The 15,436-nt window shown below is 36.4% G+C and carries 13 protein-coding genes; 2 read left to right on the forward strand and 11 right to left on the reverse strand.

Annotated elements, in window-relative coordinates; translation table 11 throughout:
* Window positions 1-126: 126 nt before the first annotated feature.
* The 11 genes from MHB53_RS14370 to MHB53_RS14420 form a co-directional block, all read right to left on the reverse strand.
* Window positions 127-1,704 (reverse strand): extracellular solute-binding protein, encoded by a 1,578-nt coding sequence (locus tag MHB53_RS14370; protein WP_340919534.1) that lies wholly within the window; start codon window positions 1,702-1,704, stop codon window positions 127-129.
* Between the two features lie 55 nt (window positions 1,705-1,759).
* The gene (locus MHB53_RS14375) at window positions 1,760-2,590 is read right to left on the reverse strand and encodes a carbohydrate ABC transporter permease (RefSeq protein ID WP_340924729.1); all 831 of its coding nucleotides are present in this window, start codon (window positions 2,588-2,590) and stop codon (window positions 1,760-1,762) included.
* Between the two features lie 65 nt (window positions 2,591-2,655).
* Window positions 2,656-3,633 carry an ABC transporter permease gene (locus tag MHB53_RS14380; RefSeq protein ID WP_340919536.1) on the reverse strand — a complete coding sequence of 326 codons (978 nt, stop codon included), beginning with the start codon at window positions 3,631-3,633 and terminating at the stop codon, window positions 2,656-2,658.
* A 26-nt stretch (window positions 3,634-3,659) separates the two neighbouring features.
* On the reverse strand, window positions 3,660-4,805 hold the full coding sequence (locus tag MHB53_RS14385) for a Gfo/Idh/MocA family protein (RefSeq protein WP_340919537.1): 1,146 nt from the start codon (window positions 4,803-4,805) through the stop codon (window positions 3,660-3,662).
* A 106-nt stretch (window positions 4,806-4,911) separates the two neighbouring features.
* Entirely contained in the window at window positions 4,912-5,952 is a 1,041-nt protein-coding gene (locus MHB53_RS14390; protein WP_340919539.1) for a LacI family DNA-binding transcriptional regulator, read from the reverse strand.
* Window positions 5,953-6,316: 364 nt separating this feature from the next.
* The gene (locus MHB53_RS14395; protein ID WP_340919540.1) at window positions 6,317-7,657 is read right to left on the reverse strand and encodes a sialidase family protein; all 1,341 of its coding nucleotides are present in this window, start codon (window positions 7,655-7,657) and stop codon (window positions 6,317-6,319) included.
* 107 nt (window positions 7,658-7,764) lie between these two features.
* A complete protein-coding gene (locus MHB53_RS14400; protein WP_340919543.1) occupies window positions 7,765-8,751 on the reverse strand; it encodes an SGNH/GDSL hydrolase family protein in 987 nt (328 codons plus the stop codon).
* Window positions 8,752-8,859: 108 nt separating this feature from the next.
* Window positions 8,860-10,560 carry an ABC transporter substrate-binding protein gene (locus MHB53_RS14405; RefSeq protein ID WP_340919545.1) on the reverse strand — a complete coding sequence of 567 codons (1,701 nt, stop codon included), beginning with the start codon at window positions 10,558-10,560 and terminating at the stop codon, window positions 8,860-8,862.
* Between the two features lie 16 nt (window positions 10,561-10,576).
* The gene (locus tag MHB53_RS14410) at window positions 10,577-11,464 is read right to left on the reverse strand and encodes a carbohydrate ABC transporter permease (protein ID WP_340919546.1); all 888 of its coding nucleotides are present in this window, start codon (window positions 11,462-11,464) and stop codon (window positions 10,577-10,579) included.
* Window positions 11,465-11,479: 15 nt separating this feature from the next.
* Complete coding sequence (locus MHB53_RS14415; RefSeq protein ID WP_340919548.1) at window positions 11,480-12,439, reverse strand: ABC transporter permease; 960 nt, start codon at window positions 12,437-12,439, stop codon at window positions 11,480-11,482.
* A gap of 42 nt (window positions 12,440-12,481) precedes the next feature.
* Window positions 12,482-13,396, reverse strand: a complete 915-nt coding sequence (locus MHB53_RS14420) for a dihydrodipicolinate synthase family protein (protein ID WP_340919550.1) — start codon at window positions 13,394-13,396, stop codon at window positions 12,482-12,484.
* 297 nt (window positions 13,397-13,693) lie between these two features.
* On the opposite strand from MHB53_RS14420, the gene MHB53_RS14425 reads away from it, so the two are divergent.
* Entirely contained in the window at window positions 13,694-14,398 is a 705-nt protein-coding gene (locus MHB53_RS14425; RefSeq protein ID WP_340919552.1) for a FadR/GntR family transcriptional regulator, read from the forward strand.
* Window positions 14,399-14,626: 228 nt separating this feature from the next.
* A complete protein-coding gene (locus MHB53_RS14430) occupies window positions 14,627-15,322 on the forward strand; it encodes a FadR/GntR family transcriptional regulator (protein ID WP_340919554.1) in 696 nt (231 codons plus the stop codon).
* Window positions 15,323-15,436 lie beyond the last annotated feature (114 nt).

Here is a 15,436-nt window from a genome sequence, read left to right on the forward strand (position 1 = left end):
TGATGCGTCATCAGAGGAATTTGTTCTTTCTTTAGTCCCGAAAATGGAGTTTTTCTATTATAGTCCCTCGATTAGCAATAGCCAACATGCAATGTAGAATTACTCCTTCGGGAGCCCTTAAATCGTTTATTTCGAGTTAACCCATTCACCCTCAATATCTTCTTCTTTTAATAGTTTATTAACATCAGTAATAACCTCTTCCCCGCCCTTGGATAAATACTCTTCAACGAACTTATCCCAGTCGGAAATTGATCTTTGCCCAACAACCATTTTAGATAGTTCATTTGTAGCAAATTCCGTTAATTTATCCATTTTTTCGTTGTAAGCAGTTGAATGTATCCGTCCTACCGGGTTAATATAGAAGTCTGAATCTAATAACATATCACTCATAATTTTATTAAATTCCTTCGCTTCTGGTTCTAAGGATTGCGCTTCATAATCCTTCATTGATTTTTCTCCCTCTTTCCAACCACCTTGTTTCTGGTTAAAATAAGCAAGAGGGGCATATTTACTAAATTCTTCTGTATTTTTTGCTACACCATCTTCCATTGTATAGCCTTTTCCTTCTCCACCCATTGTCCAATCAAAGTATTCATTATCTGGCGTTTGTTCTGCTGCCGGAACATATGTGGCCATATAATCCATCATTTCTAAGATCCGTTTCACCTTTTCTGGGTTATCTTTCAATTTTGCATTTAGCATCCAAATTCTGTAGTAACTGCTACCTCCAACAAAACCTTTTGAGCCATCTGGTGCCTCAAAAGGAGGAATAGCTGCGATTTCCGCTTCAGGAGCAGATTTCTTTAATGTAGATAAATCAAGACTCTGAGGTTGGGCTCCCTTTCCCGCACCTGGTTGTTCATACCAAATTCCTACTTTACCGGCGTTAAAATCTTTAAATACGTCATTATAAGGTTTTACTGACCAATCCTTATCAAGGGCACCTGCTTTATGCAATTCATTAAGGGCAGTAATTTTTTCTTTATTCCCTTCAGAAATATGGCCAGGAATTAACTGACCGTCTGCATTTTTATGGTACCAAGTACTGCTCCAGTATGTACCAAATGAAGGATCATATACCATTCCTTTAGCAAGACCTAAACCAACAGTATCATCCTTACCATTTCCATCTGGGTCTTGTGTTGCAAACGCAGTAGCTACTTCGATCAATTCCTCAAAATTCGTAGGTATCTCTAATCCTAGTTTATCTAACCAATCTTTTCGAATAACTGGTTTTTTCCCCCCGCTCGCAGGGAAATAAAGTGGAATCGCAAATTTATTGCCATCGACACTAACTGCATCCCATACAGAATCGGGAATAGCCTTAAATGTTTCATACTCGTTCAAATAATCATTTAGTGGCAAAAATGCACCTTGTTTGGCCCACTTAACAAAGTTTACACCTGCCCCCTCATCACCGATCACATCTGGAATATCTCCAGAAGCCATTTTAACAGCTAACTTATCTTCATATAAATCAAATGGAATGTATTGCGGTTTAAAGGAAATATTGAACTTTTCATTAATACTTTTTACCCCTTCATTCCCAGACTCAGGAACAGGCGTCTCCCATGTTCCATCAAACCATGTAATTTCCATCTCGCCATCTTTGCTAGATGAATTAGTTTTATCTTTCGATGAACAAGCACCGAGTATTCCTACTAAAAGAATAATAGATAATAAAGGTAATAATAAACGTTTCATCAGTATGCCCCCTCTAAATCTTCTCATTTAAAACCTTCAGAATGCCTCCTAAGTTCTATTCCTTTACAGATCCTAACATCACCCCTTTCGCAAAGTGTTTTTGCAGAAACGGATAAACAATTAAAATAGGTATAGTTGCGATTAAGATAGCTGCCATACCTATCGTTTCAGCTGGAGGTGGATTTGACATTCCCACTTGTGCTCCTGCATCAACAAGGTTTCCCTGATTTAATATAACAATCTGTCTAAGCACAACCTGAATGGTCCATTTTGCAGGGTCACTCAAATATAAAAGCGCCGTAAAATATGAGTTCCATATACCCACTGCATAAAACAAGCCAAATGCAGCCAATGCTGGTTTGGAAAGAGGCAGGATGATTTTCCCGAAAATTTGCAGATCATTTGCGCCATCTACAATGGCTGCTTCTGTTAAATCATCTGGTAAATTGACGAAAAATTGCCTCATAACGATTAAGTTAAATGAGCTAATAGCAGTTGGTATAATAAGCGCCCATAATGAATCCATTAATCCAGTCGCTTGTACAACCATATATGTAGGTATCATCCCCGCGCCAAATACAAAAGTAAATAGAACAAGGAATAAATATATTTTTTGACCGAGAATATTTCTTGATAGTGCATAACCCATCATTGCCGTTAATAATAAACTTACAAGTGTACCTACTACTGTTATAAAAATGGTTACTCCTAACGACCGCATGAATTCTTTTGATCCTAAAATGTATGCATAGGCATCCAATACCCATGTTTTTGGAAATAGAAGCAAATCACTTTGTACAAACTCTTCATATGTTGCAAATGAAACAGCGAACATATAATAGAAAGGAAATAACATTGCAAGGGCTATTAGAGCAAGAATTAGCATATTAAGTTTATCGACAATCTTTTCCGACTTCGTTTGTTTATTTAGCACTAGTGCACCCTCCTTTCTTAATAGACTCCTTCATCGCCAAATCTTTTCGCCAAACGATTCGCGCCAACGATTAATATGAAGCCAATTAATGATTTAAATAATCCAACTGCCGTGGCAAAACTGAAATCAGAGTTCTGAATCCCTTTGAAGTAAACGAAAGTATCAAGTACATTTCCAACTTCCATCGTAAATGGTGTTAACATTAAGTAAATTTGCTCAAAGCCAACGTCCAATACACTTCCTAGTCTGAGTATTAATAAGATAATAATTGTACTGCGAAGAGCTGGCAACGTAATATGCCAAATCTTCCGCCAGCGATTAGCACCATCGACATCTGCGGCTTCATACAATGTGGGGCTAATACCTGAGAGAGCAGCAAGAAAAATAATCGTTCCCCAACCAGATTCCTTCCAAATAACCTCTAAGACGATTAAAGGCATAAACCACTGAGGATCCTGCAAAAAGGCAATGGATTCCATGCCGAAAACGCTGCTAAGGAAACCATTTACAATCCCGTTTGATTTCAATAAGATTGTCGCAATCCCAACCACAACTACCCATGATAGGAAGTGAGGCAAATATACGATTGATTGAATGATTCGTTTATATGTACCGTTTCTGACCTCGTTTAACATGATGGCCAATATAATAGAAACTGGAAAGGCAAAGACAATTTGCAGAAAGGAGAGGTATAGGGTATTCCACAATACCCTAATGACCTCTTTGTCCTCAAAAATAGTTTTAAAATGTTTCAGCCCTACCCACTCACTATGAATAAATCCTTGAAAGGCACTAAAGTCTTGAAAAGCGATAATATTTCCCGCCATCGGAACATACCTGTAAACGATAAAATACAAGAGCCCTGGCAATAGTAATAAATAAAGATAACGTTCTTTCCAAAGTCTTGCTCCTATTTTTCTATTAGCTTTTACCGGTATTTTGGGTTGGTTTTGCAAATTTCCGACACTGGAGTTGTTTGTTTGTAAATCTTTCATTCTATCACTTCCTCTCAAACCTGTTTTCAGCTCATAACTGTGCTTTGACTGATATCTACCACCTTGCCACCCGCGCGAATAGATTCTGTCGCTGCACAGCCTACCGCTACACTCATTCTCCCTGCAAATGGAGTAGTTAACGGCTGCTTATTGTAAAGAACAAGATTGACAAAATCCTCTGTAATTTTCGGATCTGCTCCTCCATGACTACCTTCTTCTTTTTTAATGTCATATGTGACATCACTTAACTCATTCCACGAGTTGGACTTTCTCGTACGAACATATACTTTCCCTTCCAATTCTGAGTTTTCAATTCTCCCTTTTGTTCCAATAAACGTATAATTCCTTTGATAATCAGGCGTGAAGTGACATTGTAAATAAGATGCCTTTATGCCACCTTCAAGCTCCATCATCACCATATTATTATCTTCCACATCAATTTCTTCACGAAATGCGCATTGGGTTAAGGTATGTGGACTGTATTCAGTACAAGTATCTTTTAGATCACAAGTGGGGCATGTTAAATCATTAGGTTTATCTCCCCCAAAGAAGTCAAGACTACCAAATGCAGACACTTTTTTTGTGTATTTTCCAGTTATCCAGTGAATGACATCTAAGTCATGTGAACCTTTTTGCAATAACAGCGAGGTCGTATTTTTAGACGTACCATGCCAATCGTGATAATAAAAATATCCACCCCATCCAACAAAATGTCTAACCCAAACCGCTTTAATATCACCAATCACACCAGAATCAACGATACCTTTCATCGTTTGGTACATACTCATATAGCGCATATTAAACCCGACCATTAAATGTTTCCCGTAATTTTTAGATGCCTCGATAATTCGGTCGCATCCTTCTACAGTGATGGCAAGCGGTTTTTCACAGTAAACATGCTTACCCGCCTTCAATGCTGCAATCGCATGTTCCTCATGTAAATAGTCCGGAGATAAAACCGCGACCGCATCTACATCATCACGCTTTAATAACTCATGATAATCTTTCGTTGTAAAAGCATCCGGATTAACCGCTTTCAAAAACTTTTGTAACCTTTCCTCAGAAATATCTGCTGCCCCTACAACTACCGACTTACCTCCTGGGTTATGCCAATTCTTCGCAATTCCACTTCTTAATCCTGCTCCAATGATCCCTATTCTCACTGTTTCCATAGTTTTAACACTCCTATTTATTATTATATTTTTATATCTGGAAATATTATCACAATATTATCCAAACGTTTTCCTGACACTCATAGAAATATCATCGATAAAATTACTATTTTTCAGAAGACTCTCGTACAATAAGCTCGAATGGTAAGAGTATTTTTACGGGAATATTTAATTTACCTTCCACTTTATCTACAATTGTTTTAGCTGACAGTTCACCAATTTCATACTTTGGTATACCAATAGATGTAAGTGGTGGCGTGGAGTATTTTGCCATTTCAATATTATCAAAACCTATAAATGCAATATCGTCCGGCACTTTCATATTATTTTCAAATACAGCTCGCATTGCTGCGATGGCCATTAAATCACTCGCACAAAACATAGCGGTAGGTATTTCACATTGCTCTTTCAAAAGTTTTTTCATGCCTTCATAACTATTTTCTAAAAGCCATCCAGTATCTATAATCCAATTTTCTTTAAATTCAATTCCGGCCTCTTCTAGTGCGGTTAAATAACCCTGAAATCTTTTTTCTACTGCTAGATTTTCATTTCTTGGTCCGGCACCTCCACCAATAAAGCCTATTTTCTCATGTCCTTGCTTAATTAAATGTTCAACCGCCATTTTAGCGGCCTCTTTACGGTCATAGTCGATAATTGTAATTGTTTCCTCAGAATAATAAAAATCTAATCCCACTACTGGTAAATATTTTTTTAAAAACTTAAGAGTATTTTCATCGATTCTATCTACTAGAATAATTCCTTCAATACCTGATTCATGAATCATCTTAAGAAGTCTTGATTCATCCGCTAATTCATCCTTGTAAATATTAATTAAAGTATAGTTTAACTTATCAAGCGTTTCGTTTATACCAGAATAAATATTGGAGAAATAGGGGTTGAACTCAGCCGCTTTTGGATCAGCGACCCAGCCAATTTTCATTGTTCTTTTTTTGCTCTCAACAGAATTTTGGTTTGTTACTAAATTCCTTGCATTTAAATTAGGTATATACCCTAATTCCTTCACTGCATCCCATACCTTTTTCTTGGTTTCCTGATTAACATTCCTACTTCTATCATCTTTAATCACTCTTGAGACAGTAGAAATGGAGACACCAACCTTCTCTGCAATATCTTTTAATCTAATCAACTGAAAAACTCCACTAGGTGCATAATTACATTACTCCCTATCATAGTCGTCATTTTAATGTAAGGATTTAATTAACAGAAAATTATAAGTGATTAGAATATACCTCGGATAAACAGGCTTGTCAACCTTTTCTTTTAACTTCAAATAAGGAAGATTCTTAAGTTATTCACTTATACCAAAAGCCGAAGAATATCAGAAAAGGTAGCAGCATTAATCTGTGTCCTGGTCATTAGTGTAAATCACCAAAGCTTTCGGATTTCATGTGCAATTGATTGCGTAGGTTCTGCTAAAGTTTACATTTAAACAAAGAAGTGGCAACTCGAAAATGCCGCAAAAAACCGACAGTTCCCAGTTGCCATTGTTGTTAGGACTTTAACCAATCCAATGTAAATGTACCGAATTGAATGTCCATATTGTTCCAATTATCATAGTCATAGACTTTTTCAAACAAGACGCCAATTTCCCCATTTTTTAAGACTGTTAGGCATGAATAACCATAATGGCTGTCTTCAATCACTTTACTGAATGGCCATGTCTTTCCACCGTCTTCACTTAAACGGACTGTTCCTTTTTCTCTCTTTGTTTCATTATCCGGATTAGAGAATAAGACTCGTACTTTCCCATCCCCTTGGTCAGGATAAAGAATGACACTAGATTGACAGATTGGATCAACCAATGTCATATCAAACGTCACTTCACCCCATGTTTCTCCACCATCTGTACTAGTTGTAACGGCAGTTCTTTGAAGGCCGTAATGATTTCGCAAATAATATTTGAGTTCTCCCGTTGGAAGCTCTATTACTTGGGATTCCGTTAACATTTGCTTATGCTCTGATATTGTCTCAGCCGCTAGTGTTTCACCGTCCAGTTCCCTTCCATCATTCGGCGATTCACCGCGTTTCCAAGTGACACCATGGTCATCACTATAGATTAATGCACATGACATATGGCCAGTTTTATTTGAAAAGTAGATTGGAAATGCTAATCTCCCCGCCCTGTCTCCATGCTTCAACTGAATGCCACAACCAGGGCCAGATCCGATAAATCGCATCCACTCTTCTTTAACTAATGGGTTTAATTCACTTGGCTCTGACCATGTAAGCCCATCATCTTCACTTTGAATAATCTGTAAAAAGGACGTCCTAGCTTCTAGTAAACTTTCATTTGGATCAATACCCTTTTTGTAATATATATTTCCTTGTGCTTCGTCACCTTTGAATACATAGCCTTCTCTATCTACAGAATAATCTGTTGCGTTACCTTCAAAATCAGTAACTTTTCCATCATCCGATAACAAATATGTATTTCCTGCATCGTCAAATAGTTTTCGCTTTCCTTCTGTATCGAAACCGATCCCGGCCTCACTTGCCCACAAGCCTATTCCACCTGGTGTGTGCATATAAAGCATAAAAAGTGTACCAGTTTCCTCGTCTTCCAATAGAGAAGAATCAATCGCAGCTGCTCCGTCCAATCCTTCGCCGGCATATGCAACGAGCCTTTGAATTGGATTCCATGTCTTACCGTTGTCTTCACTACGTCTAATTGCAACTTCAATTTGGTTCGGATTATCTGTTTGATCGACTATCCTTGCATCAATTCCTGCAATAACAGTTCCCTTTCTTGTTGTAATCATTGATGGAATTCTATATGCTTTTGAACCTGCATAATCTGGATAAAAAAGTGCTTGCGTTTCAATGTTTGCCATTAATAAAAACTCCTCGCATTTGATTATTTGAATAGGTTAGACAATATTTTTGATTGATTCGGCATATTCATGGAGTTAAAATCAACGTTATCATATAAAATAAGGTTTTATTTTAAAATAGTTTGAAATGCATTTGCAAAATGAAAACCCATTATCTTATACCCCTCAGCATTAGGATGTAGATGATCAGGCAGAAAACGAGCATGTTCAGCCCCTAAAATATCTAGACCATTCAAATAGAAAATATGATTATCGCCATTTCTCCTGAAAATATTAACAACTTCTTCTACTTCTTCTCGCATCTGCTTCAGTGTAAAGCCAACGAGATTCTCTGTCTCTTCCCTATGGGCTCCAAATATAGAAGAACTCAATACAATTGGAATATTCTTTTGTTTTTCACGAATAATCTTAATAAAGCCGATCACCACTGCTTGAAACGTGCGATGATTGTAGGATTCCGCATTATAGGAATTGATTGAAGCATTTAAATGAATAAAATCTACCGGAGTATCTCTTATCATTCTGGCTGTCATTGGCTCATATTGGCATTCCCCGCTATAGCCCAAGCAAACCAGGTTTAGATCCAATTCTTTTGATGTAATCACGGGCCATGTTTGCGATGGGCTTTCCGCTGCATGACATTGAGTAATAGAGCTACCATAAGTGATCCATTTTTTTCTAGTATCAATAAACGGACTCCACTCAGCATTCTTATTAATCCACAACGACCGTAGTTCTAATTTATCACGTTGCGAAAGGTATATGTCTATCCTTTTACTTTGAGATGTAAGACCATTTACTTCTAAATAGGATTCATTAAAATTTACTATATCTGTTTCAAACAATTCATTATCAATTAAAACATCAAACTCCAAATCTACAGTGACTGGGGCGATTTCTAATTTAAATGTTTCCGTATTGCTAACAAAGGATATTCTTACACCTGCTGGCACTTCTGCCTGTCCGTTCAGTTGATTAGGAGTATAAAAATCCTTTTCCAAGTATCGAATTCTCCACGGTTTAATATACTCCTCTTTTTGTTCCAGAGAGATTGCTCCATGAATCAATTGATCGTTTAGATCTATTTTTTTCATCCTCTTAATCTCCAATCTTATTAGAGCAGATATATCTACCTATTGTCAGGAAGAGCAAAAAGGGTTGTTCCTAAGTGACCATTACACCTAGGAACAATCTCCCTTACATTATTCAGCATTTAATAAATCAGACACAAGTGGTGCTTTTTCTAACTCTTCAAGAGTCTGTTTACCACCATTATTCATCCAATTTTCAACATATTTATCCCATTCTTTATCAATATCTACTTCTCCAACAATTGCCTTCATTCTAAACTCGTCCACAATTGTAGTAAGCTGCCCGCCATAACGCTTTGAAATTTCTCTTCCATTTGTTTCATTTAACAGATCCGTTTTGTACGGACGGATTATCATTTTTTCTTTAATATCATCACGTGCATAAAAATCTTCTTTTAATTTCAACGTATGGCTAGACGTAAACCATTTAACTCTTTCTGTGCTATAAGTACGGAAGTTATATGCCCAGAATCCCGAATTACCCTCTTCTAGTGCAAATTCCGGACGCACTTTAAGTGCAGAGTTTTCAGGCTCTCCTTCCCAATCAGAATGGACACCAACCTCTCCATATAATGTCCATCTTGCTTCATCATTATGATTGATATAATCGTAGATTTGCAATATCCTTGTCAACTGTTCATCGGTAACATCTTTTGAGATATAGAAGGCATCAGCCAAATCCACTACAGGAAGGTAAGCGCCTACACCTTGTTGACCATCCGGACCTATCTCTGGAGCAGTTGCTAAAATCTTCGCATTAGAATCCGGGTTTTCCACAATATTTTGTGGAGCGCGTCCTCTTGCCCAGTCATCCATAGCAAGATATGCAGGCTGCGCAATATAGTACCCAATCTTCCCTTGCTTGTATTTTTCCCAGCTATTATTATTATCGAGTGTTGTAAACTCTGGATCAATTAATCCCATGTCATACCATTTTGCCATCAACTTTAAAAATTCTTTGTACTTTTCAGAAGTCTCCGCAGTCACTAATTTATCGTTTTCAAGTAGACTATAACCTGGTGAGATACCAAATGCTCCCATCAATGAAGCCGACCAATGGATCTGGTTATTGTAAGGTGAGATACCGTACGTATCATTTTTCCCATTACCATCTGGGTCATCAAAAGTAAACGCAACTAATATTTCTTCTAATTCTTCCAAGGTATAGGCTTCTTCTGTGAAGAAAATCTTTTCACGGCCACCATTTGGCCCAACTGGTTTTATTTCTCCCGGTGGTTTAATTCCCAAATTCTCCAACCAGTCCAGACGGAGTGTCGGTCCCCATGGTAGACCATCTACATTTTTATACTCTCCTATTAGTTGTAAATACTGATCTTCTGTACCCTCTTTTAGATTCATAATTGGACCTGGAGGAAGCGATTCTAACATTTTCATATAACGTGGAGCATATTTTTCCAACATTTCTTTCGGAATTGTTCTAGTTAAACCAGAATCAAATAATTCCTGTGATGTTTGTCCTCCTGTTGTGAATGCAAATGTATCTGGCAGATCACCTGAAGCAACCATTAAATTCACTTGGTCAGCATTCCAAGTATCTACTTTTACATTTTTAATTTTTACGTTAAATTGCTCTTCTAAACGTTTTTGAACATAGCTTCCTTCCTCAACTTTACCTCTCGTAAATGATCCGGAAAGTTCTAATGTAAGTTCTTCAGAAAAATCACCTGCATCTGGTAATACCGACACGTCCACTTTTTCTTCTACTTTTTTGCCAGCACTAGAGCTACAGCCTGCGATAACTAAGACCGATGCCAAGAATATCCCTAAAAAACAATGGTATATTTTCTTCATTTTTTTCTCCTCCTTATTATCCTTTTAGTGATCCAATCATAATACCTTTAATAAAGTATTTTTGTATAAACGGATATATCAAAACAATTGGCCCAATCGAAATCATCACGGTTGCTGCACGCACATTACTTAACAGCAAATTCTGACTTGATCCTCCTCCACCTCCAATGGCAGCTGCGTTGGTAGATTGTGATAAATCCATTGCAGTTAACATATCTCTTACAATCATTTGCAGAACCGTTTTTGCATCATCTTGAATATAAATCAATGCATGGAACCATTCATTCCAGTGAAACACTGCTGCCCATAAGGCAATCGTTGCAATAACAGGCTTCGATAATGGCAAGATGATTTTTGTTAGAATCGTAAAATAGCTAGCCCCATCCATGACTGCGGATTCTTCGATTCCTTTATCAATAGTCATGAAGTAGTTTCTCATAATAATGACGTAGAAAACATTGACAGCTGTAGGTAAAATCAAAGCCCATCTTGTATCCAATAATCCCAAGTTTTTAACTAATAGGTAATCCGGAATCATTCCACCAGAGAAAAACATGGCAATCAAGAAAAAGATTGTAATTGTGTTACGGTAAGGCAATTCCTTTTTCGATAAAGGATAAGCTGCCAACATAGTAAACACAACAATTAAAAATGTTCCTACTACAGTCCGAACAATCGTATTTACATACGCCCTCATTATTTCTCCATATCCGAACACATATTGATAGGCATCCGGTATCCATTTCTCAGGCCAAAGATTCATCCCAAGGCTAGATGCTTGGTTTGGATTTGAAAAAGATAAAACAAGCGTTTGCCAGAAGGGATACAGTACAGCAATTGAGAATAAGACAAACCCGATAATTAATACGCATTCAAATAACGAAAACCTTTTTTTACTAACCATGCTCTTTCACCCTTTCTACCAGATTCCATGCTCACTTCTTCTGCGGATGATCGCATTGGCACCCAATATGAAGATAACTCCAATGATGTTTTTAAATAAACCAACTGCAGTAGCGTAATCAAATTGAAATTGTTCCAAACCACTACGATACACATAAGTATCAATAATATCTGCCACTTCGTAGACAAGCGGATTATACAAGTTCAGGATTTGGTCGAAACCTGCATTCAGGATTCCCCCTAATCGAAGAATGAACATGATAGTCACCATCGGCATAATAGAAGGAAGTGTAATATGAATCATCTTTTTAAATCTGCTCGCTCCATCCATTTCTGCAGCTTCATAAAGTGCAGGATCAATAGAAGCAATCGAAGCTATATAAATAATTGCCCCGTATCCTATTTCCTTCCATATATCGGTTAGTACAATTGCAGGTATAAAGTAGAGCTTACTGGATAAAAAGTTTATCGGATTACCACCAAAAGCGGTGATAATATAGTTTATTATTCCTGTTTGTGGTGAAAACACCTCTATGACCATGGCTGATAAAATAACCCATGACATGAAATGAGGTAAGTACGAGATTGATTGTGTTACTTTCATAAATCTTTGACTCCGAATTTCATTGAGTAAGAGGGCAAAGATAATCGGTGCAGGAAATGAAATCAATATTTTCAAAAGACTGATAACGAGTGTATTCTTTAGTGCCCTAATAAACATGAAATCATCGAATAACCTAATAAAGTGTTCAAAGTTATTCCAAGGACTGTTCCAAATCCCTAAACCTGGTGAAAAATCTTTAAACGCGATAATAACACCATACATTGGTATGTAACTAAAAATAAATAACATAACCATAGGAAATAAAAGCATTATATACAGTAATTTCATTTTTTTCATTTGTTGCCAATTAGACTGTTTAGGACTTTTTACTTCTATAGATGGCTTCTTTGTAGCCATTGCTTCTGTTGCCATTATTTCACTTCCTTTCACGTTCGTAGAAGGTTCAATTACATTTTAAGAGTAAGATTTTATTGAACTCTCAATCTCTTCGTTAAGTTTTCTTAATTCTTCAAAATCCTCTTCTCTAACTGGTAATAACGGTAATCTTGGAGCTCCAGTTTCAATTCCTCTCAAGCTTAATATTGCTTTGGTAGCACCATATAATGAAGGATAACTTAATAGTCTTGTAATTATAGAATTAATCTTAGCCTGCAATAGTTGCGCTTCTTCGACCTCACCTTGTTTATAATAAGCATCAAGCTGGCAAAATAATTCAGGCATAACACCATATGTTCCACCTATTCCACCGTCCGCTCCCATAATTCTTCCACCTAAGTATTGCTCGTCCGGTCCGTTATAAACTAAGAACTCTTTTCCCGCATTTGCTTTAAATTGTTGGAGTTCGAATACGCTTTCACCAGACATTTTAATACCGATAACTTTATCTTGTGCAGCCATTTTCTTAAATAGAGTTTGTGTTAAATGAAAGCCTGTTGTTTGCGGGATATTGTAAATAATGAATGGCAATGAAGAACTATCGATCATTACCTGCCAATGCCTCTCTACCGAATCTTCAGATAATCGGTAATATATGGCCGGAACTGCCGATATGGCATCTGCCTTAACTTGTTCCGCATGAATCGCTAACTCCGCACTTTCTTTTGTCGAATTAGCACCGATATGAACAATAATTGTTAATTCATTTCCTACCTCTTCCATTACCGCTTCTAACACCTTTTTTCTTTCATCCACTGTTTGAAGGATGCCTTCTCCTGAACTTCCACCTACATATAATCCTTTCACACCAGTATTCACATAATAACGTGCTAGTTTCTTCACTCTTTTCTCACTTACTGCTCCCGTCTTATCGTAAGCAGAATACATTGCAATGAATACACCTTTAAACTTGTCCAAATCCCATGCTGTCATTATTGTCATCTCATTTCTATTTATGTATTATGTAACATTGTCATATTATGGTCCTACCAGATTACTAGAATAAATCATCCATCGTTATTCTTTAGTTGATGTTATATTTTTCATATTGTAATATGGTCTTACCAGTTAATTTAAATATTCTCATGACTTATACTTAAATTAACCGCTTTCATTAAATTTGTCAAGCCTTTTTAAATTTTGAAAAAGTGAGCTCGCACTCGTTTAGATAATAGTATACTATACTGGTAAAACCATCCATAAACATCCAATACATTAGGGGAGAAAATAATGCTAGAACGAAAACAAACTTTAGCCGAAATTGTTAGTGATCGAATTAAAACCTTCATTGCAGAAAATAATTGTCAACCCGGTGAGCGCCTACCTTCAGAGAAAGAAATAATTGACATGTTAGGTGTGAGCAGAACCATTGTGAGAGAGGCGTTAAAGACGTTGCAATCACAAGGGATCATAGAAATTAAACAAGGGATAGGGATTTTTGTAAAGGAAATAAAGCTACAAGGGTATTTTAAAAATATATCTCCTTTTTTAAAATTAGATAAATTAAAGTTTAAAGAACTAATAGATACACGGATTATTTTAGAATTGGGCGCGATTGAATTAGCTGTTGAACAGTATCATTTAGATAAAATAAAGCAAATGTCACACTGGAATAACCTCTTTCTTGAAAAGGTCAAGAATGGAGAGAAACCAAAGAACGAAGATTTATATTTTCATCGTTCTTTATTTGATGCTACCTGCAACGAGACTTATATTCAGCTATCTACTATTATCGCTGAATACTTTAATATGAACCAACTTGAACAAATCGTTGATTTTGAAGATTATATTTCTTCCTACGAGGAGCATAAATCAATTATTACATTGCTTATTAATAAGGAGACCGAGAAAGCAAAGCAAGCAATGAAGGTTCATTTACATCATCTATACGATATACTCCATGAATGGGAAGAGAATATTCCATCACGTAAATGATTGATTAGAACCACGGAAGATCAGGAGATTTCCGTGGTTCTTTGTTATTATCAAACTAAAGCGATGCTTTTTAAGAATGTAGAAATTGAGACAATTGTTGAGATAAGATTAACATTATTTGTTAATATGGTAAAATAAAAAGCAAGGTGGTCCTACCACGACTATTATTTTGTTCCCTTTCTATTATACATATCGATATTACATACTAATTTAAAAGCGGTGAATACAATGAAACCTATTGAAGATAAAGAAAGATATACATTAAGTAAAATAGTTAGCGATAATCTACGCAAGTATATTATGGAAAACAAGATGACTACAGGCGATAAACTTCCCTCTGAGAGAGATTTGGCAAGCATGCTTGAAGTGAGTCGAGTAATTATAAGAGAAGCACTAAGATCTTTGGAATCAACCGGGATTATTGTTATTAGACATGGAGAAGGAGCTTTTGTTAATACAGATGATTCAAGTATCATTTTCAATCATTTACTTTTTTTCTGGCAAATGAATAATGAAAAGATTGAGGAATTGTTTGAACTTAGACATCTCTTAGAAAAAACAGCAATTGAACAACTTATTGCCAATACCGAAGCTGAGCATTTGGAAAAACTTAATAATATTATTGATAGAATGAGCCACACAACTGACCCAAAATTATTTAAACAATTAGATATTGAATTCCATAGAGGTCTAATACAAGCTACTAACAATGAATTATTCTCACAGCTGACAGATATTATCGTTCAGTATTTTTCAAGTGTTCCACATTCACAAATGGACCAAGATAATAGAAATAAAACAGTATACGAACACAAAATGATATTAGAGGCTCTCAAAAATAAAAATAAAGAGCTTGCCCTTCAACTTTTAAGCGAGCATTTACAGTACTCCAAGAAATTTAAAATAAGCCATACGGAAAATTAGAAAAAGTACTTAGTTTAACACTTACAAAAAGCGGCTACTATTGATGATCTCAATGAGTGCCCCCAAAAAAGCAGCCTTTTTCTTCTACGAATTGGCTGCTTTTATATAGATCTA

Source organism: Bacillus sp. FSL K6-3431 (assembly GCF_038002605.1).
GTDB lineage: Bacteria > Bacillota > Bacilli > Bacillales > Bacillaceae_C > Lederbergia.